We start from the raw sequence: 22,202 nt of genomic DNA, 5'->3' as shown, positions 1-22,202 counted from the left end.
GAAATGAAACGGGGCCGTTGGCAATATCGCCAGCGGCCCGCTTTTGCACTATACGCTATGCCTTACTCGGCATCCTCGACCTCATACGAATCCGCCTCGGCGGGCTCATCGTTTGTCTCTGGCGCAGCCCCGCGTGCCTCGTCAAACGCTGCCTTCATGGTCTTGTTACCCCACGTGAGCTTGCGAATGGTAAGATCGTCGGCTTTCTTGTTGGCTAGGCGCAGATTGTTCTCGGAGGACAGCAACGCTTCCTTGGTTTTCTGCAGATGACTAATCGTCTTGTCAATCTCATCGATCGCCGTTTGGAACTTGCGGCTCGCGATCTCGTAGTTGCGACCGAAATCGTTCTTGAACTTTTCCATCTTGGCTTCGAAGTTCGTGACGTCGATATTCTGCTGTTTGTACTCCGCTAGCTCCTGCTTATAGCGCAGCGAACCCATGGCGGCGTTGCGAAGAAGTGTAATCATGGGAATGAAAAACTGCGGACGGATCACGTACATCTTCTCGTAGCGATAGCTCACGTCCACGATGCCGGCGTTATAGAGGTCACTCTCGGGCTCGAGCAGCGTACAGAGCACCGCGTACTCACAGCCTTTCTGGCGACGATCGTGATCGAGTTTCTTAAAGAAGTCCTCGTTTTTATGCTTGGTCGCGGTCTCGTCGTTCTCGTTTTTCATCTCGAACATAATCGAAATGACCTCATTGCCGCTTGCGTCGCACTCGCGGAAGATAAAGTCGCCCTTGGTGCCCTCGGACGCATCGTTATCTTTCTCGAAGTAAGCGTTGGGAAACGCCGTCATGCGCAGACGGTTAAACTCGGTCTCGCAGTGCTGCTCGAGCGACTCGCCCACCATCTTGGTGGACAGGCGGACCTTCATGTCCTTAAGACGCTCGATTTCTTCATCCTTGTAGCGAATCAACTCGTCGCTCACGCGCTTGGCCTGCGCAAGCTCAAGCTCGTGGGCTGCCTGGGCCTGTTCCTCACGCGAATCGCGCACCGCCAGCTCGCTCGTCAGCTTGGCACGTGCCTCATCGCGCTCTCGCTCCGCCGCGGCGACCGCCTCCGATAGGTTCATTTTTGCCATCAGTTCCTGCTCGCGCAACTGGGCACGCAGACCCTCGGCCTCTTGCTCGGACTGTGCCTTTGCGGCAGAAAACTTCTCTTGCACCTTCACGCGATAGTCAGCAAGCGCGCGCTCGGCCTCGCTGCGAGCGGCATCGAGCTCACGCTGCGACTCGGCCGCAGCGGCGGCAAGCGCCATCTCCTGGGCCTTGTCCGCCGCGGCAAGTCTGGCCTGCAGCTCAGCAATCTGAGCATCACGTGCAGCTAAATCGTTTTGAGCGGCATTGCGCGTCGCCGACTCGACGAGCTTGGCTTCGTCATCTTTGCGCTCCAGCTGCGCACGCAAATTGTCGATCTCGCGCTGAAGCTCGGCGTTCTCCTTTTGAGCATCGGCGCGGGCCTCAACCGCCGCGCGCCGACTTGCACTCTCGCGCTCTGCGGCAGCGCCTTCGAGCTTGGCGCGCAGCTCGGCAAGCTCAGCGTCGCGCTTGGCAACCTCTTGTGCCAGCTTCTGCTCCGCAGTGTTCTTCTGCTCGGCAAGCTGAGCGTTGCGCTGAGACTCTGCCTCTTGCAAGGCAGCCGTCGAACGCGAGCGCTCAAGCTCCAGCGCCTGCTCGCCCTCGCGCTGGACTGCCCTCACACGCTCATCCAGATCGCGCGAAAACTCGGCATTGCGCACTTGTTTGACGATATCCGCATAGCCGGACGCATCGACCTTAAAAACTTCGCCGCAATGCGGGCACTTAATCTCGTTCATAGCAGCTCCTCGATGGACGCAAACTTCAACCGCCTACACTCTACCGCGCCGCGCGGACAAAATAGGCGCCGCTGCCAGAATGACTACGGCGCCAGAACCACCACAAAGGTGCCTGTCCCCTTCGTGGCGGTTTGCGAGCTACAGTCCAAAGAAATTCAGGATCTGGTCTCGGCTTACGGGCTTGTAGTTGTTGGCGTCGAGGCCCACATCGTAGCGGTAAATGGGGCGCTCGCGATCGCGGTTGCGAGCGTTGGTGCGGTCTCCTCTGCTGTGGATATGCCCGTGTAGCATGATGGCGCCACGCGCCTTACCATTCCAGCTGAGCATGGGGTAGTGGCTCATAACCAGACGATGGCCCTTGGCATAGCCGGGAGCAACCTCCAAGTAATCACGCACGTCTTCCCAGATTTGGGGCGCAGCTGGATCTTCCCAGTCGCTGTCATGGTTGCCACGGATGAGCGTCACGTTCTGGCATTCGATGCGCTCGCGCAGGCGCACCGCCTCTGCCAGGGGCAAACGATAGGTAAAGTCTCCCAAGATATAGAGGCGGTCGTCCACAGCCACGCACTCATTGATGGCATCGATGACCTTGCGGTTCATCTCCTCGACCGAATCAAACGGCCGATCCATGTCGTGCAAGATATTCGTATCGCCCAGGTGCAGGTCGGCGGTAAACCACATCATCGTCTATGCCCTCATTTCGCAACGCGTTCAACTCGTGCTAAGTATACAGACGTAGCGATGCGGCGGTTATCCAAAGAGCCCGCCGAACAGTCCGCGGCGGCGCTTGTCCTTTTTATTCGAATCTTTTCCCGGAGTGTTCTTATCCTTTTGCTTTTTGCGGTCCTGCTCCAACTCATCGTCATCAAGTAGCATATCCCACTCAAACGGGTCATCTGTCAGATCGAACAGGTCATCGTCATCAAACATGGCAGCCTCCATTGCCGACTAGCGAGCATCCACCACATAGAGGCCAACGCGCACCTGATGCCACGGGCTGCGCTCGGGGGCAACCTGTTGTACGCGGGCCTCAAACACATCCTCGTGGCCGTAATACATCATCAAGGACAGCGGGCCGACCTCGTTTCCCGGAACATAGCCAAGCTTGGTGTTGCCGTAATAGATCGCAACCGCCTCGGGATCATGGGGATTATCGTGCTCGGCACACAGCGTCAGTTTATCGCCCGCTTTAAGATCGCCTAGGACCAAAGCACCGTCGGCATATTGAAATCCTACGATATGAAACGACAGAAGAACACGTGAAGGCTCGTACATGGCAACTCCTCTAACGGCCGGATAAACCAGCGTTTGACCTTATCGAGAAGTCTACGGGCCCGTGCGGACATAAATTCATCCTTATCTGATTCTAATGCACAAACATGCGCACGAACTTGTGCTTCCAGCTTGCATAAGGGGCATAGCGGAATGGCACGTCCAACCACGTTGCCTTGTTCACGATGCTCTTCTTGTGGCTAAACGTATCGAAGCTCTCGCGTCCATGGTATTGCCCCATACCGCTCGCGCCCATGCCACCAAAGCCCATATGGCTCGTAGCCAAGTGCATAATCGTGTCGTTGACGCAGCCGCCGCCAAAGGGCACATAACGCACAAAGCGCTGCTGAACCGCGCGGTCCTGGCTAAAGATATACAGGGCCAGCGGCGTCGGGCGATCGGTAATAAACGTCTCGACCCTGTCTAAGCTCTCATACGTCAGCACCGGCAGGATGGGGCCGAAAATCTCCTCCTGCATCACGGCATCATCGGGCGCCACGCCGTCCAAAATCGTCGGCTCAATCTTGAGAGAAGCCTCGCGCGCGGCGCCTCCAAGCACGACCTTACCGGGATCGATCAGTCCGCGCACGCGCGCAAAATGCTTGGCGTTGACGATATGACCGTAATCCTCGTTGTCGAGCGGATGCTCGCCAAACATGCGACGGGTCTCCTCCCTGATGAGGCCCAACAGCTCATCGTGTACGCGCGTATCGACCAGCAGGTAGTCGGGCGCCACGCAGGTCTGCCCCACGTTGAGCCATTTACCAAAGGCGATGCGCCGTGCCGCGGCTTTTAAGTTTGCCGTGGCATCCACAATGCAGGGGCTCTTTCCGCCCAGCTCAAGCGTCACGGGCGTCAGGTTTTTACTTGCGCGCTCCATGACGAGCTTGCCGACCGGAACGCTACCGGTAAAGAAAATCTTGTCCCAGCTCTCGTCGAGCAGCGCCTCATTCTCGGCACGCCCGCCTTCGACGACCGTCACCAGGCGCGGATCAAATGCTTCCTCGCAAATCTGCCTGAGCACCGCGCTCGATGCCGGAGCATAGGCACTCGGCTTGATGACCACGGTATTGCCCGCGGCAAGGGCGCCGGCAAGCGGCTCGAGCGTTAGCAAAAACGGGTAGTTCCAGGGCGCCATAATGAGCGTGACGCCATAGGGCACGGCTTGCGTTTTGCACACACTCACGGCGTTGGCGAGGTCACACGGACGCAGGCGCGGACGGCTCCATCGAGCCACACGCGCAATCTGATGACGAATCTCGGAAAGCGAGGTGCCGATCTCACACATATAGGCCTCGTCATGCGACTTTCCCAAATCGGTCTTGAGCGCATGGGCAATATCGGTCTCGTGTGCCCGCACCGCCTCGCGCAGGCGCACGAGGGCGCGACGTCGAGCATCGACATCAAACGTGGCGCGCGTCTTAAAGTAGGCGCGCTGTTCGCCGACAATGCGCGCGATTTCCTCGGTGTTCATGGGCCCTCCTAGTTCTCATCCTCAAACATACCACCCGCGACGACCTCGTACATACGCTCGAGCTCCAAACGGTCCATCAAAAGTGGAACGGGGTATAGCGGATTGGCCTCGGCATCGGCATGGGCCGCCATTTGCGGAATATCGGAGCGGCGAATGCCCGTCACATATTTGGGAATGCCCAAGGCGGCATTCATGCGGTCGACCCAATCGATAAAGGCCTCAGCAGCCACGTTGTCCAGCGCATTAGCCGGCGCAATGCCGGCCATGCGGGCGAGATCGGCGAGCTTGGGAGCAGCAGCTTCGCCATAGGCGCGAAGCATGTGCGGCAGGATGATGGCGTTGGCCAAGCCGTGGGGAATCCCGTAACGCCCGCCCAGGCTGTGCGCGATGGCATGGACGTATCCAACATAAGAGCGCGTAAAGGCAACGCCCGCTTTATACGCCGCCGAAAGCATATTGCGGCGCGCACACATGTTGCCACCGCACTCATAGGCCTCGAGCAAATTGTCGTGGATGAGCTGCACCGCCTGGCGCGCCATCTTGCGCGTATAGGGCGTGGTGCTGCGCCCGATAAAGGCCTCGACGGCATGCGTCAGGGCGTCCATGCCCGTTTGCCCCGTAATGGAGGCGGGCAGGCCGCGCGTAAACTCGGGGTCGTGCACCGCAAAGCGCGGGATCAGCACAAAGTCGTTAATGGGGTACTTGTAGTGCGTCTCGTCATCGGTGATAACCGCCGCGAGTGTGACTTCGCTTCCCGTACCGGCGGTAGTGGGAACCGCAATAAGCAGCGGCAGGAGACGGTGGACGCGCAACAGGCCACGCATCTTGTTGATGGGCTTATTTGGCTGTGCGATGCGTGCGCCCACACCCTTGGCGCAGTCCATGGCCGAACCGCCACCAAAGCCGATAATGGCCTGGCAGGCGCTCTCGCGATACAGGGACGCCGCTTCCTCCACGTTTGAGACCGTGGGATTCGCACGCGTTTCGGCATAGACCGTAACGCCAATCCCCTGAGCCGTAAGCGCACGCTCGAGTGATGCCGTGAGTCCCAAACGAGCAATACCAGGGTCTGTCACGATAAGGACCTTCTGGATCGAGCGCTTTTGAAGCACTGCGGGCACATCCTCGGCATGCTCCAAAATGCGCGGCTCGGTATAGGGCAGGATCGGCAATGCGATGCGAAAAACCGTCTGATATGTTCGGCACCAGGCGCGGCGGGCTAGATGCATAAAGGAAACTCCTTCATTTGTTGATAGGTCAACATTTGTTCGACCGATTGTACTCATCGGCGTCCGCATATGGCTTGCAAATCGTTAATCAATCAACATCTTCACATGCCTAAAATTTTTTATTAAAAATCATTCCTAATAGGCTTCACATTCGGTTGCATTTATGGATAATAGAACTCGTCAAGACGCACGTCCGGAGAGGGCCCTTACGGGACCGGACGAGCGCGCCATCGCCATCGATCGAAAGGATCGAATTATGAAGTTTGTTTGCCCCGTTTGCGGTTATGTGGAAGAGTTCGACGGCGACCAGCTGCCCGAGGATTTCAAGTGCCCCCAGTGCGGCGTTCCCGGCTCTCGCTTCCTAAAGCAGGAGGAGGGTCAGCTCGAGTGGGCTGCCGAGCACGTTGTGGGCGTCGCCAAGATGGAGGGCGTCTCCGAGGACATCGTTGCTGACCTGCGCGCCAACTTTGAGGGCGAGTGCTCCGAGGTCGGTATGTACCTGGCCATGGCTCGCGTTGCTCATCGCGAGGGTTATCCCGAGATCGGCCTGTACTGGGAGAAGGCCGCCCACGAGGAGGCCGAGCACGCCGCCAAGTTCGCCGAGCTCCTGGGCGAGGTCGTGACCGACTCCACCAAGAAGAACCTCGAGATGCGCGTTGAGGCCGAGAATGGCGCCACCGCCGGCAAGACCGATCTTGCCAAGCGCGCCAAGGCCGCTGGTCTCGATGCCATCCACGACACCGTGCACGAGATGGCTCGCGACGAGGCTCGCCACGGCAAGGCTTTCGCCGGCCTGCTAAAGCGCTACTTCGGCTAAGCCAAACGCCTGAGAGACATTCTCTAGCTTTATAAGGCCCGGACCGCATGGTTCGGGCCTTTTTCGTGTCTTGCAAACCAGTTAACGCCCCAAAAATAGGACCACCTTTGACATCGGCTTCGCGTCAAAAACTAAGTGAGTAGCCTTTTGGGAACTTGTCGAGCAGACCACCCGTATTGCTTTATAAAACCGCAGGTAGATAGCTTGCCGCAAAACAATCTGGTCGCCATCACGCTAAAAGTCTACTCACTTAGATTTGCAACCGTCCATGATCGGGCCTTTTTGTGTCTAACGGGCATCTTTTTGTCGATTTCTCCCAGTTTTGACCAGTCAACGAATAGTTCAGACCGGAGTAATGTCTCAGCCCTTTGCTCATCTGAGCTTTTATCACGATATTCAGCATCGAGCATCCTGCATACGGCCTTAACGATCGCGTGGAATCTACCCTCATCGGATATCTGTCTGTGTGTCAGGAGAAGTACATCGTAGCCCATGGCCTGAAGGGCCGTCATGCGGTCAGCGTCACGCAAGCCATCCCCTGCGCGTCCGTGCGAGGCCTTTCCCTGACATTCAATGGCCACCTGTCGCCTGCCGTCCAGCGAAGAAAGAAGTAGGTCGATATATACACGGGACTTTCCCACAATCGCTCGAGCACTTGTGCTTAGCATCACTTCAACATTGAGCTCTATGCCGCAAAAACCTTCTCCTCCCAGGGATCGCGGCAGTGCAAGTAGCAAATACGCCTCGACCTCAAAAGGCGACGCGGCGTCCAATGGAACGAGTTGCGATACCGCTATAAATCTATTGCCGTAACGCATCCCGCAAACATCTGAACAAAAACGGTCAAGGTCTCCGCCCAAAACCAAAGCATCTCGACGCCATAAATTCGAAGCGGTACCGTCCTCGGACGGACATCGCACCCAACCGAACGTTGTCGAAATCGCGCCCGAATCAATTGCACGCGTAAGCTCCGCCTCAAGTGCCGCCGGCAGAGCGCACACCGCAAACGAGCCACACATCTCCGCCAATACCAAAAGAAGCTGAAGATCCGTCAGATGCCGCGACATAATGAATGCCGTCAGTAGAGGAGACGTAACCAAAAACCCATGCTCCGTTTCCAGCACGGATTCCCTGGGGAGCTCACCAAGGAACAGCCGCTGCCTAATGCTGGCAGGGCAAGTCCGTTTGTTTCTCGTCCGAACCAACGTATACAGTGGAAAACCGAGCGCAACCGCAGCCGTCGGGTTACGGGCGAGTTCATATCGCTGCCGGTCTTCTTCCGGCCGTGGAAGCGGCGGACACAAAGCGCGGACCTGAGGGGGCAAACGCCAGTACCTAAAAGCCGATATGTCACAAAGTAGATCCTTCATAGGCACAGGAAAACACGAATTTCAACCCAGTCAGTCACGCATTGGCGCGAACGCACCAAAAATGGCGCCGAACGGACTGCCGAGTTTTCAACAGCCCTCCCCAACTGGCCAAAAGCTTGCCAAGAGCTGGACGAAGCCCTGTTGAAAACCCCATTTTTTTCTCATGCAGGAGCTTTGCGCGGCAAGTGAGTAGACTTTTTTGAACATCCCGATCAGGCCGGTCATCCTGCTTTTCAAAACCGCAGGTAGATAGCTTGTTACAAAACTGCCTGGTCGCCAAAGTGCTAAAAGTCTACTCACTTAGGTTGCAGAGTGCCCCCCATTAGCTGCAATTCCAAGATAGTTAGTACTTTTGGACTCAGATCGTCATACTGAACAAGAATTTGAGTTGAGTTTTCAGGGACAGATGCGCCATCGGCACACCAAAAACAGTCACCGATATCGATAAAAGGGATGCTCGAGCGCGTGAGGGCCCGTGCAAAAGTGCTTCCGCCCATTCCACGCTCCGCAACCACGATACAGTAAAGGCCCGCGTCTGCATGCTCGATCGAGACCTCCCCTGCCGGAAACGCTTTCCGTACAAGCGCTGCCAGGCCATCGCGTGCCTCGCGAGCACGCACGCGCACGCGGTTCACATGCCGCTCGTAATCACCCGATTCCAGCAAACGCGCCAAGGCAACCTGATCAACAGAACTTACCGACGAGGCGTAGAAACCAAGGTTGCGTTTAAACCTCTCCATTAGCTCATCGGGCAGCACCATGTACGCCAAACGCAACGCCGATGAAAGGCTCTTCGAAAACGTGTTGGTGTAGATAACCGACTGGGCGGCATCGATCGACGCGAGCGCGGGAATCGGCTTGCCGGCAAGGCGAAACTCACAATCAAAGTCATCTTCGATGAGATACCGACCTGGTCGCTCGGCGGCCCAGCTCAGCAGCGCATAGCGACGCGCAATGCTCGTCACAAGACCGGTCGGATACTGATGAGACGGCATCAGGTGAAGGACATCGGTCCCGGTTTTCTGCAGCGCGCTCAAGTCCACGCCCTCAGCATCCAACGGGACATGCCGCACTTCGCAACCCATGACCTGATAGATGCGCGTCAAGCGCAAATAGCCTGGATCCTCGACGGCATACACCTTGTCCGCGCCAAGCAACTGAACCAACATGGTATCGAGCAGCTGGGCGCCCGCACCGATAACAATGTTGTCGGGGTCGACATTCATGCCCCTCGTCCCGCGCAGATGGCGAGCGATTGCGCGTCGTAGCCGAGCGGTGCCCTGCGCTGGCGCGGGCGAAAAGATCTCGCGCTCGTCTTCGGATGACAGCGTTGCCCGCAGCGCGCCTTGCCAAAGCCTAGCCGCCTCCAATGCGGATGGAGAAAGTGAGTCGAATCGCTCGGCACACCCATCGGCGTCAGGCGTGCCGGGGTCCACAGAGACAGCATCGCGGTCGATATCCCCCGTAACCAAAGGCAAAACCGGTGCATCCGGAAGCTCGCAAGCGTAGTAGCCACGGCGCGGCATTGAGCAAATATAGCCCTCGGCAAGCAACTGGCTATATGCATTCTCGATGGTAATGACACTGACTCCCAGATGACTCGCAAAGGCGCGCTTAGACGGCAGATGCTCCCCCGCCGCAATGCGTCCAGCAACAATATCATCTCGAATTTGCTGGTAAACATACTCATAGAGCGATGCTTCGCCGCGTTTTTCCAAATTATAGTCAAGCATGAGTCTATCACCTGACCTTATTAAGTCATTCAATCTGGTATTAGTCTGACCTTGTTATTATCTCGAAAACTGAGTATTTCGCCATACCCAGCTCCCCGATAGGATGTTCCGTCAAGCAATGCACATGCCAACCAAGGGAGCAACCATGGCAGAACAGACCAGCAAGGCCGATCGCGTCAAACTCAACCGCGAACTCGCGCAGATGCTCAAGGGCGGCGTCATCATGGACGTCACCACGCCCGAGCAGGCACGCATCGCCGAGGAGGCAGGCGCCTGCGCCGTCATGGCTCTCGAGCGCATCCCGGCCGACATCCGTGCCGCAGGCGGCGTCTCGCGCATGAGCGACCCCAAGATGATCAAGGGCATCCAGGAGGCCGTCTCCATCCCCGTTATGGCCAAGTGCCGCATCGGTCACATTGTCGAGGCGCAGATCCTGCAGGCCATCGAGATCGACTACATCGACGAGTCCGAGGTTCTCTCCCCCGCCGACGATGTCTACCACATCGATAAGACCCAGTTTGACGTCCCGTTTGTCTGCGGTGCCCGTGACCTGGGCGAAGCGCTGCGCCGCGTCGCCGAGGGCGCCACGATGATCCGCACCAAGGGCGAGCCGGGCACGGGCGACGTGGTCCAGGCCGTGCGCCATATGCGCAAGATCCAAAAGCAGATCCGCGACGTAGGTGCCCTGCGTGACGACGAGCTCTTTGAGGCAGCCAAGCAACTGCAGGTGCCGGTCGAGCTGGTCCGCGAGGTCCATGCCACGGGCAAGCTCCCCGTCGTGAACTTTGCCGCCGGCGGTGTGGCAACCCCTGCCGACGCCGCGCTGATGATGCAGCTGGGCGCCGAAGGCGTCTTTGTCGGCTCGGGCATCTTTAAGAGCGGCGACCCCGCCAAGCGCGCCGCCGCCATCGTTAAGGCCGTGGCAAACTTCAATGACGCCAAACTCATCGCCGAGCTTTCGGAGGACCTGGGCGAGGCCATGGTAGGCATCAACGCTGACGAAATCGAAATCATCATGGAGGAGCGCGGGCGCTAGTCCAACAGAAAGGATCGCACATGAGCGATTATGCAGACCAAACGGTCGCCGTGCTGGCGGTCCAAGGTGCTTTTGCCGAGCACGAGGCAAGGCTATCCGAGCTGGGCGCACGTTGTATTGAGCTGAGGCAGGCGGCTGATTTGAAGCAGGACTTTGACCGTCTGGTACTTCCCGGCGGCGAGTCTACCGTTCAAGGGAAGCTGCTTGATGAGTTGGGCATGCTCGAGGAGCTTCGTGCCCGCATCGCTAAAGGCATGCCCGTCCTGGGCACCTGCGCCGGCCTGATTCTGCTGGCTCACGACCTTGCCGCCCATGACGATAAGGGGACGCCGCGTTTGGCAACCATGGATGTACTTGTCGAGCGCAATGCCTACGGCAGGCAGCTCGGCAGTTTTCGAACCAAGGGGCAGGTAGCCGGCATCGACGGTGAAGTGCCGCTGACGTTTATCCGCGCGCCCCGCATCGTCGAGGTCCACGGCGACGCCAAGGCCTTAGCGAAAGTCGACGGGCGCATCGTCGCCGCCCGCCAAGGCAACCAGCTCGGCGTAACCTTCCACCCCGAACTCGACGAAGACACCCGCCTCCACGAACTGCTCCTACAAATGTAGGAAGAACAGAAACGAGAGTGGATAATCCCCCACCTTGAGCATGAATATGGGCTCATACCAGGAGATTATCCACTCTCATACTATGTAGTCGTTGGGGACGTTCTTAAACGACTACTCAAACAAGAACGTCCCCAACGACTACATTGCGATAGATGACCACGTTTGCCCAGATAAAACCGACCAAAATAAACCTGTCCCTTTTTGGCAGGTTTCGACCAAGGCAATGTCGATGTTTCGGCAACGAAAGCGAGCGCCCACCAGAGCGAACAAATTGGCATGAAAAGAGGACGGCATAGACCTTCTGGTCATGCCGTCCTCTTTGAATGACAATTTGTCGCTCTGGTGGCCGCGCAGCGTCGAGCAGTTGCGCGGTTTGGTAAAACCGCGCAACCCAATTAGAAGCGGTTGCCGCGGAAGCCGCCACCGTTGCGGCCGCCGCGATCACCACCGCGACCGCCGCGGTCGCCGCCACGGTTGCCGCCGAAGCCGCCACGGTTGCCGCCACGGTCGCCAAAGCCACCACGGTTGCCGCCAAAGCCGCCGCGACCGCCGCGGTCGCCGCCACGGTCGCCAAAGCCGCCACGGCCGCCGCGATCGCCGCCGCGACCGCCGCGGTCACCGCCACGGCCACCGCGATCGCCAAAGCCGCCGCGACCGCCACGGTCACCGCCACGGCCACCGCGCTCGTCACGGCCGCCACGAGGACCGCGGTCCTCGTCCAAGCCCATGGCGACAAGCGGAGCGATAACCTTATCGAGGGCGGCCATCAGCTCGGTGGCCTCCTCATAAGAAAGCTCGGGCAGGAGCTTCTCCTTCTTGTTGGCAAGCTCGACCAGGCCCTCGGCAGCATCCTCGGCAGCGAAGACGACGATCTTGCGCATATCGCCCTCGGCGTCGTCGATGCGGCCGACCAGATCGGCAGCCTCGGCCTCGGCCATCAGGCCATCGAGCTCACGGAGGCGCATGCCCAGCAGGTCGGACATCTCCTTCTGCTCCATCTTGGGCTTGAGGTCAAGGAGCTTGATGGCGCGCTCGATGTTTGCCATGCGCTCGGCCTTGGCCTCCTCCTCCTTGGAAATAGCAAAGCGACGGCTACGCAGCAGGCGGGCGGCCTTCTGCATCTTGTCCATCAGCTCTTCGTCATCGTAATCAACGGCGGCCTCGACAACCTCGGCCTCCTCCTCGGCGGAAACCTCGTCAGCAGCCTCAACCTCGGCAGCTTCGGTCTCCACGGTCTCGACTGCCTCAACCTCGGCAGCCATGGTCTCGTTCTCGGTCTCGTTCATGATCTCTTCGTTCTCGGACATGAGACTCCTTCTTGGCCCTCTCGGGCATCATCGCCCCATTCGCGGGGCCCGTCGCGCACTCTTTGCGCTTTAAACATTCATGCCTCTCGGCAAAACGTCCATTAGTTTATGGTGTCGCCCGCCAATCTAGCTGCAGAATCTATGTGCACACATTAATGCGACATGTCGCGGTATCATGACCTGAACCAAACGTGTCCACCTTAAGGAGCCCGCCATGATTAAGCCCATCATGAAATCCGAGTTCTTTTTACGCCCGCCTTCCGAAGACGCGGGTCCCGATGACGCCGTGACCGGGCAGGACCTCCTGGATACGCTCCATGAGCATGAGCACGAGTGCGCGGGTCTCGCCGCCAACATGATCGGCGTGCGCAAACGCATCATCTGCGTAAAGGATGGCAACAGGGCGCTGTTGATGTACAACCCTCAAATTCTTGAGCAGGTCAATGCCTATCAGACGAGCGAAGGATGCCTTTCGCTGGCTGGAGAGCGTCCCTGTACCCGCTATCGTCGCATTAAGGTGGAGTATTTGGACGAGAACTTCGTCCACCGCATCAAAAACTTCTCGGGTTACACCGCCGAGATCATCCAACACGAAATCGACCACTGCAACGGAATTGTGATCTAGTTCCGCCGTTCTACCGAACGGCGGACCACTTGACGCTGCGCGAGCCGCATTCACGCCAATCTGACGTTCAATTTCGAGGGCGCGACCAAAAGGTCAGCGCCCTCTCATTTCACGTCACCTTGGCGCAAATGCGGCTCGCTCGCTGTCGTATGTCTATCCTGCTACGCCTCGATTCTTGTGGCGGCAGACACCTAATCCCCTACGATTGACGGTAATGGTCAAAGAAGTCGGCGAGGTCTTCGAGCGACTCTTTGAGCACTTCCATGCGCGGCAGGTACACGATGCGGAAGTGGTCGGGCTCGCCCCAGTTAAAGCCGCCGCCACGCGTGATGAGGATCTTCTTCTCGTGCAGCAGGTCGAGGGCAAACTGCTCGTCGTCGGTGATGTTGAACTTTTTAACATCCATCTTGGGGAAGATATAGAACGCCGCACGCGGCTTGACCACCGAGATGCCGTCGATCTTGCTGAGCGCCTCGTACACAAAGTTGCGCTGCTCGTAGACACGACCGCCGGGGCGGATGTAGTCGTTGACCGACTGATGGCCGCCGAGTGCCGTCTGGACGATCGACTGAGCCGGTACGTTAGAGCACAGGCGCATGTTAGAGAGCATGTTGATGCCCATGATGAAGTCGCTCATGCAGCGTTGGTTGCCCGAAAGCACCATCCAGCCAATGCGATAACCCGCGATCATATGCGACTTGGACAGGCCGCTAAACGTAATGCAGGGCAGGTCGGGGGCGAGCGAGGCAATGGAGACGTGCTCGTAGCCGTCCATGCACAGGCGGTCGTAGATCTCGTCGGCAAAAATCATGAGCTGGTGCCTGCGCGCGATCTCAACAATGCCCTCGAGCACCTCGCGCGGATAGACAGAGCCCGTGGGGTTGTTGGGGTTGATGATGACGAGGGCCTTGGTCGCGCTCGTGATCTTGGACTCCATATCCTCCAGGTCGGGATACCAATCCGCCTGTTCATCGCACAGATAGTGCACGGGATGACCACCGGCAAGGGTTGCGCACGCCGTCCAGAGCGGATAGTCAGGGCTGGGGATCAGAATCTCGTCGCCGTTGTCGAGCAGCGCGTTCATCGAAAGCTGAATGAGTTCGGACACGCCGTTGCCCGTGTAGATGTGCTCCATCTGAACATTGGGCAGGCCCTTGATCTGCGAGTACTGCATAATCGCCTTGCGCGCGGAGAACAGGCCGCGCGAGTTGGAATAGCCTTCGCAGTCGGGCAGCTGCTGGCGCATGTCCTTAATGACCTCATCGGGCGTGCGGAAACCAAAGGGTGCCGGATTGCCGATGTTGAGCTTGAGGATGCGCTCGCCCTCGTCCTCCATACGGGCGGCCTCGTCGACGACAGGACCGCGCACGTCATACAGGACGTTATCGAGCTTGGTGGATTTAGAAAAAGTACGCATGGTGGCGCTCCTTGGAATTTGAGCTGAGGGATGGGGTTCGGGCCTGGAAACGTTGCGGGGCGATGATGCCTCGCTTTGATCGGCGTCACCGGCGAGCAGCCAGGTAACATCGACCTCCAAAATGCGGGCGAGCAGCTCTGCCACATCGCGCCGCGGGATCGTCTTGCCGCTCACATATTGGCTCATCTGACTCTTACCGAGTTTTTTGCCGAACATCTCCGATGCACGAATCACGTCCGACTGTCGAACATCGCGATCGGACATAGCCTGTCGCAGGCGATCGCTAAACGTCTCTTGGGCCACAGGAACCTCCTTGCTGGCAAAGTTCAATTTATAGAACACGAATTGAACTAAGGTTCAATTTAGGCAGCAGTATAGCGCGGCACCTCATTCGAAAGTTCAATTTCATAAGAAAATGTACCGAACCCCAAGATTTGCCCAAGGCGGACAATGACGTATACACGTTTAGAGGTATTCAAGGAATCGGGCAGCGGCAAGCGAAACATCAGTCGTGCGATATATCGCATTGATTTGCCGATGGGGATGTCCCTCGAGCGAACGCACGGCAACATCGAACTGACAGCGGCGCAAGATGAGCGCGGGAAGAATGCTCACGCCCAGGCCGTCCTCGACCATGGCCATAATCGCATAGTCATCCCAGGTCGACAGTTTTGATCGCACTGTCAGTCCCGCCCGACGAAACAGCGGCGTAATCTCGTCATCGGTGCCGCGTTCCAGCAGAATAAACTGCTCGTTGGCCAAATCGGCAAGGGAAACGACCTCCGCGGTGGCAAGCGAGGAGTCCGCTGGCACCACGGCCATCAGCTCGTCTTGCACCAACGGTCGCGATGCCATGCCGGCGCCGCGTGGCTCACGCGGGATAAAGCCCAGATCGCAGCGACCCTCTGCCACCCATTGTTCGATCTCTGAGTAATCGCCCATCAGCAACTCATAATCGACGTCCGGGTGATCGGCGCGAAAGCGCGCAATCACCGGCGGCAGTACATGGGTCGCCACACTCGAAAACGTACCGATACAGATCTTGCCACGCATGAGCCCTCGCATCTCGTCCACGCGTCGCTGCAGGCGGCCAAACTCTTCGCATAACGCCTCGACTGCCGGCATGACCTGCCGCCCGTCGGCAGAAAGCACCACGCCCTCGCGGCTGCGGTCGAGCACCTTAAAACCCCAGTCTGCCTCAAGGTCGCCCACCATGCGGCTCACGCCCGACTGCGAGTAGCTCAGCCGCTCTGCAGCACGCGTAAAGCTGCCGGCACGCACCGTCTCGAGCAGCACTTGCATCTTTTGGATATTGGTCTCCACAGCACGTCCCCACCCTTGCATGAGTTTTTGTTATGTTTTCCATGCATTATATTCGCTTTTCTTCTAAAGCCAGTTCACCCATAGTGAACATGTTCGGATATAGAGGGGATGGCAGCGCATGAACAACGGACTGTTTACGTATTTAGCAGCATTGTTGTTGTTTGGTTCTAACGGCATCATCGCCGCGGCTATCGCGCTGCCGAGCTCCGATATCGTGCTGCTGCGCACCTTTCTGGGAGCCTTCTCGCTTGTCACCATCCTCGCCATCACCCAACGCCATACGTTGCAAGCACCATCTCGCCCCCGAGAAGCCGCAGCCCTGATCCTTTCGGGAGCCGCACTGGGCGCCAGCTGGATTTTTCTGTTCCGCGCGTATCAGACGATAGGCGTCGGCGTATCCTCGCTGCTGTACTACTGCGGCCCCATCATCGTTATGGCGCTCTCCCCGCTCATCTTTGGCGAAAAGCTGACCGGCGGCAAAATCGCCGGCTTTATCGCCGTTGCTTGCGGTGCTTTTCTCATTGCAGCGCAAGGTCTAGGCGGCAATATGCCCATTGCGGGTATCGTCTGCGGCATCGCCTCGGCATTTTGCTATGCGCTGATGGTCATCGCTAGCAAGGGTGCACCACACATCGAAGGCCTCGAGAACTCCGCGCTCCAGGTGAGTGCCGCCTTTGTGACCGCGCTGGTCCTCACGCTCATCACGCAGGGCGCTCCCTCATTCCTGTCCGCCGGCGTCGCCGCCAGTATTGATTGGCGCGCCGTCGTCATGCTCGGCGTCGTCAACACCGGCATCGGTTGCCTACTCTACTTTAGTGCCGTCGCCAAGCTGCCCGTCCAGACCGTCGCGGTCGTTGGCTACCTCGAGCCGCTTTCGGCCGTCGTGTTCTCCGCCGTCCTTTTAGGCGAAGCCATAACACCGGTCCGCCTGATGGGCGCCGCACTTATCATCGGCGGCGCGATTTTTTGCGAACTCGCCGGCAAACGCGCAAACGCCAAGGCCGGTGTCGCCCAGGCGGCACGCGCTTAAGGGACATTTTCTCGGGGCGCATGCGGGATAAAGCCCAGGTCGCAGCGCCCCTGCACCTCACAGGAGACGCAGGGGCGCTTTGCATTGCAGTGAAGCTATCGGCTACGAGCGACGCGGCTCGGGAACCACGAGCCTATCGGGGCTCGCACCCTCGGCATCCATCAAGCTCACGTAGCGAATCGACGGGTCGTCGTAGGTCGCATAGTAATAATTGCCCGTGCGAGCGCTAAAGCATCCGGTGTAGATCGTCTTCTCGAACTTGCCATCGCCCATCTTGGACGCCCCCTCGATCATCGCCACGCCCTCGAGCGAGCGGAACATGCGGACGACGTTTTCGGCCTCGCTCTCCTTTTGCGGGTAATTGGCATTGAGATAGGCCGCCTTTACAAAACGGCTCGGCGAATAGCAGTCACCCGGAATACCGCGCATGCCGGCACCCGCACCATAAGGCTTAAGCTCGGCGCCACGCCACGTCGCCGTCTGCGGAAAATCGCTTGTGGCGGTGATATAGGTGCGTAGATTTTCCATATGCCACGGGAAGGTCGGCTGGTTGGCAAGGGTGTCGACCGGATCGTCGTATACGTGCAGGCCGTCAGCCATCATCTCGACCACGATGCTACGCTGCCTGTCGCCGATAATCCAATGGAGCAGCGACACGCCCAGCCCCTCTCCGGCAGATTTGGCGACAATCACCGTATCGTGCAACGCAGCCTCGACCTCGTCGACCGTCGAGAACGTCGCTGCCACCCACAGGGGAAACTCATAGGCCGCGATATTGGTCTTGCCGTCGACAGGGTCCTCGGCATACTTGGCATAACCCGGGAAATTGAGACCCGCCACGGCGAGGCCCGCATCGTTGCCGCAGTCGAAGAACATGGGGTAGTTCTTGTAATCGATGCACATGCCGATCACCGCGTGTGCCGCTGTCGCGTCGTCGATAAACGAATACGGAATGTGAAACCCGCGCGGCATCACGCGAACCTGTTGGCCGTAGTCAAAGCTCCAGTCGAGGTTACGGCCCAGATACATGTGGCCAGAATTATCGGTAAATCGAATGCTCGTGCACATAGCGCCTCCTAGCTCAATATTCTTACTAAGGTCATTGTCACCAAACAAAGGAGCGCTAAACAAAAAAGTCCGGACATGACAACAATGTCATACCCGGACTAAAAACGACGAGGTGCGGTGCTTTGGTCCCCTTAGACCAACTTTCCAAGACAGTGATCAATCATGTGCTGGATCATTTGCGCCTCAAAGCCTGCGTAATCGCGGCGGCACTCCTTCATCTTGCCGTCGACGATCTGGTCAAAGGCAACCTTGCACTTGATGTAGCGCGTGGACTTGGTGATCTCGTCGTGCGTCAGGCAGCTCTCCTCCATCTTGCTGGCGCCCAGGCCAAACACCAGACGAGGGTTGTAGAGCACGTGGGGCTCGCCGGCGTCGTCCAGGTAGACGCAGACCTTCTTGGTAACGCCGATCTGGTTGGCGGCAAGGCAGCCGGCATCGTCGAGCGACTTGATGGTATCGATCAGGTCCTGAGCAACCGACTCGTCCTCGACGGTCGCAACCTCGCAACGCTGGGACAGGATAGCCTCGTCGTGGCAGAGCTCTTTAATCATACGTTCCTCCATAGGGGTCGTTGTAACCGCTTAAGTATACGGTACCTACACATTTTCATGCGAATAATACCGTCCGTCTGCTACAAAGCGCCGAACTTCAACACGCGAGGAACATCAACCTTTCAAAGGCGATATAGTAGGTGAGTTCGTGTCAATCGGCCTAAACTCGGGGCCGAACAAGGAAAGGGTATGCATGGACGAACTATTTCACGTCAGTGAGCGCAAGTCCACAATCGGGACCGAACTTCGCGCTGGACTGACAACATTCCTGGCGATGGCCTACATCATCGCCGTCAACCCCGCAGTGCTCTCGGGCGCTGGCATCGATGCGGGAGCGCTCGCCTGCGCCACCTGCCTGGGCGCCGGCATCATGACCATCTGCATGGGCATCTTCGCCAACCGCCCGCTCGCCTGCGCGTCGGGCCTGGGCATCAACGCCATGATCGCGGGCATCACCACCACCATGTGCGGCGGTGACTGGCACGTTGCCATGAGCGTTATCTTCCTCGAAGGTATCGTCATCTTGCTGCTCGTCCTTTGCGGCCTGCGCGAGGCCATCATGGATGCCATCCCCGTGGTCCTGCGCCACGCCATCTCGGTGGGTCTGGGCCTGTTTATCGCCATGATCGGCCTGTGCGACGCCGGCATCATCACCGCTGGCGCCGGTACGCTCGTCGGCTTGGGCGACATCACCTCCCCCACCTTTATCGTCGGCATCATCTCCATCGTCGTGACGGTTGCCCTGGCTTCCCGCAACGTGCCGGGCTCGCTGCTCATCGGCATCATCGTTGCCGTTATCGCCGGTATCCCGCTGGGCGTCACCCATGCGCCCGAGGGCCTCATCGCACCGCTCGACTTCTCGACCTTTGGCGCCCCGTTTGCCAGCACCGCCGATGGCAACATGGCCATCGTGAAGGTTCTGACCGACCCGATGCTGCTCGTCGTTGCCTTCTCGCTGCTCATGAGTGACTTCTTCGACACCATGGGCACCGCGATGGCCGTCGCCAAGCAGGGCGAGTTCTTGACCGAGGACGGCAATGTCGAGGACATCCGTCCCATCCTGGTCGTCGACTCCGTGGCCGCTGCTGCCGGTGGCTTTATGGGCGTCTCCTCCATCACTACCTTCGTCGAGTCCACCTCTGGCGCTGCCGACGGTGGCCGCACGGGCCTCACCTCTGTCACCACCGGCGTGCTGTTCATTCTCGCCGCGTTCTTCTCCCCCATCGTCACCATCGTTTCCAGCGCCGCCACCTGCGGTGCTCTGGTCTACGTCGGTTACCTCATGATGAGCGAGGCCTCCGAGATCGACTGGTCCGACGTGTCGCAGGGTTTCCCGGCGTTCATGATTGTCGCCGGCGTGCCCTTCACTTACTCCATCTCTGCCGGCATTGGCCTGGGCTTTATCGCCTACGTGATCGTCGCGCTCTTTAAGGGCGAGGCCTCCAAGATCAAGCCGCTCATGTGGATCGCAGCCCTCGCCTTCCTCGTCTACTTCTTTGTAGCGTAGGCGCAAGATTCGCAATACCAAACAGCAAAGCGCGGAGTCGCATCGAGCGGCTCCGCGCTTTGCTTTTAAAGCCAGGCACCACACGGACGCGCGATGTATTGCTTCGCAAGTTTTGGACGTTTTGCTCTCCAAACGGCACTACCGACGGCTACATCCTGCAGATATGCTGGATATAACCGCATAGGCCCTATGAGGATGGGAGTAACCATGGCCGTCTTGTTCACGACCCCCAAGCGCAATGACAAAACCTCTGGAGCCCATTTTGTCGAGCCCGACCTGCGCCGTTGCACGCTGCTCGCACACGGCAGCTGGCGCCGCGTGACGCGCCGCATCGTTGTAGGCGCCGTATGCGCGCTTACGGTAAGCTCGCTGCTCATGCCGAGCATCTCGCTCGCAGCCGAGTGGGTGGACGTTGGCGGCGTCCGCCACGAAGCGGCCGCGGGCCCCACGGGAGACGCCGCCGGTACCTGGTCATGGGATGGCGCCGACGACATGAAGCTCAACGGCTATAACGGCGGCGCGATCGAGGCAGCGGGCAAGCTCAACGTGAGCTACGAGGGCAACAACACCGTCACTAACGACAACGGCCGCGGCATCAAGGTTAAGGATGGCGCGAACGAGAACGCCGAGCTTAATATTCAGGGCGACGCGTCCAGCACGCTCAACGTGACATCTTCTCGTGACGCCATCACTTCCGTCGGCAACATCAACATCGACGGCGCTGGCACTGTCAACGCCACGAGCACCGAGCACGATGCCATCGATGCCGGGGGCGATGTCACCATCAAGGGCTCGGGAAACGTTAACGCCACGGGCGATTCGGATGGCATCAGGGCCGACGGCAACATCACGATCGACAACAGCGGAACCGTCACCGCCAAGGCCACCGAGGATCAGGGTATCGATGCTAACGAGAACCTCATCATAAAGGGCGGCGGCAAGGTAGAGGCAAGCTCTACCAAAGACAATGCGATTTGGGCCGACGGCAACATCGAGATCTCGGGTGGCAGCCAGGTCAAGGCAAGCTCCGAGGAAGACGCCGCCATCGACGGTAAAAACAGCCTCACGGTCACGAACGCTTCCCTCAACGCAAGTGGCGTTGGGTATGGCATCTATGTCTACAAGGGCATCACGCTCGATGGCGCGACCGTGACGGTCCGCGCAAGCTCAGATGGCGGGGAAGCCAGCGCACTCTTCACCGATGAGGACAACATCGTCATCAAGAACGGCTCGACTGTGGATGCGCTCGCAGAAGGCAGGTTCTCGGTTGCAATCTCCACCAGTAATTTCTACTCCGACGAAGCGGGTGGCCATATCTACATCAGCGACTCCGTTGTCAAGGCCATAGCCCGCTATGCCGAGACCGGCGGCGACGGCCCCGACCACTACAGTGGAGACCAAAACGACGAAATCATCCCTGAGTCCGAGGGCCTGAACATCGGCATCTTCGCGCAGACCGAGAAGGGCATCACGCCCGCGACCATCTCGATCGTCCGCAGCAAGGTCACGGCCGAGGGAGACACGGCGGCTATCTTCGCCCTTGCCATGAGCGCGGACGGCAAGGCGATCGGCACCATCGAAATCAAGGACGCCATCATCCAGACGCCTGCAGGCGGCAAAGTCATTGACTATCGCAACAAGGAAGAGCTCAGCGACGGCATCGTCTACGAGGCGGGGCAGACCATTGGCACGGGCGATGCCACGATTGACTCCCCCTATGACGCCGCTGTCGCCAAGAGCACGGTCATCGTGCCTCCCGAGGAGACCAAGCCCGAGGAAAAGCACGGCAAGACCAAGCCCGAGGGTTCCAAGTCCGAGGGCACGAAGACAACCAAGACCGTTGCAGTTGCAGCCAAGGGAGCCAAGACCGTCGGCAAGCTCGCGGCAACCGGCGACACCTCGAACGCAGCCATCGTGGCAGCCGCCCTTGCGGGAACAGCCGCCATCGCCGCAGGCGCCCTGGCGAGTCGCAAACGTTCGTAAACACTTTTTCGCACAGGACGGGTGGATCGCAG

20 protein-coding genes are annotated in these 22,202 nt (G+C 58.7%); 7 read left to right on the top strand and 13 right to left on the bottom strand.

The window, feature by feature from the left end; translation table 11 throughout:
- Positions 1-62 precede the first annotated feature (62 nt).
- The 6 genes from DXB53_RS00355 to DXB53_RS00330 form a co-directional block, all read right to left on the bottom strand.
- On the bottom strand, positions 63-1,820 hold the full coding sequence (locus DXB53_RS00355) for a DUF2130 domain-containing protein (RefSeq protein ID WP_117582887.1): 1,758 nt from the start codon (positions 1,818-1,820) through the stop codon (positions 63-65).
- Positions 1,821-1,958: 138 nt separating this feature from the next.
- Entirely contained in the window at positions 1,959-2,504 is a 546-nt protein-coding gene (locus tag DXB53_RS00350) for a metallophosphoesterase (protein ID WP_117582886.1), read from the bottom strand.
- Positions 2,505-2,570: 66 nt separating this feature from the next.
- Positions 2,571-2,750: a hypothetical protein gene (locus DXB53_RS00345; protein WP_117582885.1), complete on the bottom strand. Its 180-nt coding sequence runs from the start codon at positions 2,748-2,750 to the stop codon at positions 2,571-2,573.
- Positions 2,751-2,768: 18 nt separating this feature from the next.
- Positions 2,769-3,095, bottom strand: coding sequence for an HIRAN domain-containing protein (locus tag DXB53_RS00340; RefSeq protein ID WP_117582884.1), 327 nt, complete (start codon positions 3,093-3,095; stop codon positions 2,769-2,771).
- Between the two features lie 91 nt (positions 3,096-3,186).
- The gene (locus DXB53_RS00335) at positions 3,187-4,566 is read right to left on the bottom strand and encodes an aldehyde dehydrogenase (RefSeq protein WP_117582883.1); all 1,380 of its coding nucleotides are present in this window, start codon (positions 4,564-4,566) and stop codon (positions 3,187-3,189) included.
- Between the two features lie 8 nt (positions 4,567-4,574).
- Positions 4,575-5,795, bottom strand: a complete 1,221-nt coding sequence (locus DXB53_RS00330) for an iron-containing alcohol dehydrogenase (RefSeq protein ID WP_117582882.1) — start codon at positions 5,793-5,795, stop codon at positions 4,575-4,577.
- Positions 5,796-6,048: 253 nt separating this feature from the next.
- Between DXB53_RS00330 and DXB53_RS00325 the strand changes: the two genes are divergently transcribed.
- On the top strand, positions 6,049-6,612 hold the full coding sequence (locus DXB53_RS00325; RefSeq protein WP_070097113.1) for a ferritin family protein: 564 nt from the start codon (positions 6,049-6,051) through the stop codon (positions 6,610-6,612).
- 242 nt (positions 6,613-6,854) lie between these two features.
- On the opposite strand, the gene DXB53_RS00320 is transcribed toward DXB53_RS00325, so the two are convergent.
- Positions 6,855-7,736: a hypothetical protein gene (locus DXB53_RS00320; RefSeq protein WP_117582881.1), complete on the bottom strand. Its 882-nt coding sequence runs from the start codon at positions 7,734-7,736 to the stop codon at positions 6,855-6,857.
- 542 nt (positions 7,737-8,278) lie between these two features.
- Positions 8,279-9,715 (bottom strand): PLP-dependent aminotransferase family protein, encoded by a 1,437-nt coding sequence (locus DXB53_RS00315; protein ID WP_117582880.1) that lies wholly within the window; start codon positions 9,713-9,715, stop codon positions 8,279-8,281.
- A 145-nt stretch (positions 9,716-9,860) separates the two neighbouring features.
- On the opposite strand from DXB53_RS00315, the gene pdxS reads away from it, so the two are divergent.
- Together pdxS and pdxT are read left to right on the top strand one after the other, a co-directional pair.
- Positions 9,861-10,751 carry a pyridoxal 5'-phosphate synthase lyase subunit PdxS gene (gene pdxS / locus DXB53_RS00310; RefSeq protein ID WP_117582879.1) on the top strand — a complete coding sequence of 297 codons (891 nt, stop codon included), beginning with the start codon at positions 9,861-9,863 and terminating at the stop codon, positions 10,749-10,751.
- Positions 10,752-10,771: 20 nt separating this feature from the next.
- The gene (gene pdxT / locus DXB53_RS00305) at positions 10,772-11,359 is read left to right on the top strand and encodes a pyridoxal 5'-phosphate synthase glutaminase subunit PdxT (RefSeq protein ID WP_117582878.1); all 588 of its coding nucleotides are present in this window, start codon (positions 10,772-10,774) and stop codon (positions 11,357-11,359) included.
- Between the two features lie 395 nt (positions 11,360-11,754).
- Here the strand turns inward: pdxT and DXB53_RS00300 are convergent, their stop codons facing one another.
- Positions 11,755-12,666 carry a hypothetical protein gene (locus DXB53_RS00300; RefSeq protein ID WP_117582877.1) on the bottom strand — a complete coding sequence of 304 codons (912 nt, stop codon included), beginning with the start codon at positions 12,664-12,666 and terminating at the stop codon, positions 11,755-11,757.
- 214 nt (positions 12,667-12,880) lie between these two features.
- Here DXB53_RS00300 and DXB53_RS00295 point away from each other — a divergent pair, with 214 nt between their 5' ends.
- Positions 12,881-13,291, top strand: coding sequence for a peptide deformylase (locus DXB53_RS00295; RefSeq protein ID WP_117582876.1), 411 nt, complete (start codon positions 12,881-12,883; stop codon positions 13,289-13,291).
- A gap of 199 nt (positions 13,292-13,490) precedes the next feature.
- On the opposite strand, the gene DXB53_RS00290 is transcribed toward DXB53_RS00295, so the two are convergent.
- Both DXB53_RS00290 and DXB53_RS00285 read right to left on the bottom strand, forming a co-directional pair.
- Positions 13,491-14,972, bottom strand: coding sequence for an aminotransferase class I/II-fold pyridoxal phosphate-dependent enzyme (locus tag DXB53_RS00290; RefSeq protein WP_117583002.1), 1,482 nt, complete (start codon positions 14,970-14,972; stop codon positions 13,491-13,493).
- Positions 14,973-15,173: 201 nt separating this feature from the next.
- Positions 15,174-16,031: a LysR family transcriptional regulator gene (locus tag DXB53_RS00285; protein ID WP_233503763.1), complete on the bottom strand. Its 858-nt coding sequence runs from the start codon at positions 16,029-16,031 to the stop codon at positions 15,174-15,176.
- 118 nt (positions 16,032-16,149) lie between these two features.
- Here DXB53_RS00285 and DXB53_RS00280 point away from each other — a divergent pair, with 118 nt between their 5' ends.
- On the top strand, positions 16,150-17,061 hold the full coding sequence (locus DXB53_RS00280) for a DMT family transporter (protein WP_117582874.1): 912 nt from the start codon (positions 16,150-16,152) through the stop codon (positions 17,059-17,061).
- 102 nt (positions 17,062-17,163) lie between these two features.
- Here DXB53_RS00280 and bsh read toward each other — a convergent pair whose 3' ends face one another.
- Positions 17,164-18,129, bottom strand: a complete 966-nt coding sequence (bsh, locus tag DXB53_RS00275; RefSeq protein WP_117582873.1) for a choloylglycine hydrolase — start codon at positions 18,127-18,129, stop codon at positions 17,164-17,166.
- A gap of 131 nt (positions 18,130-18,260) precedes the next feature.
- Positions 18,261-18,680 carry a peptide deformylase gene (locus DXB53_RS00270; protein WP_117582872.1) on the bottom strand — a complete coding sequence of 140 codons (420 nt, stop codon included), beginning with the start codon at positions 18,678-18,680 and terminating at the stop codon, positions 18,261-18,263.
- Between the two features lie 193 nt (positions 18,681-18,873).
- Between DXB53_RS00270 and DXB53_RS00265 the strand changes: the two genes are divergently transcribed.
- Both DXB53_RS00265 and DXB53_RS00260 read left to right on the top strand, forming a co-directional pair.
- Positions 18,874-20,187, top strand: coding sequence for an NCS2 family permease (locus tag DXB53_RS00265; protein WP_117582871.1), 1,314 nt, complete (start codon positions 18,874-18,876; stop codon positions 20,185-20,187).
- A 207-nt stretch (positions 20,188-20,394) separates the two neighbouring features.
- On the top strand, positions 20,395-22,170 hold the full coding sequence (locus tag DXB53_RS00260; protein WP_158556470.1) for a carbohydrate-binding domain-containing protein: 1,776 nt from the start codon (positions 20,395-20,397) through the stop codon (positions 22,168-22,170).
- Positions 22,171-22,202 lie beyond the last annotated feature (32 nt).

The organism is Collinsella sp. OM04-5, assembly GCF_003439125.1.
Lineage (GTDB): Bacteria > Actinomycetota > Coriobacteriia > Coriobacteriales > Coriobacteriaceae > Collinsella.
Note: the sequence above shows the minus strand (reverse complement) of the source record. Positions and strands in the feature narration are given on the sequence as shown.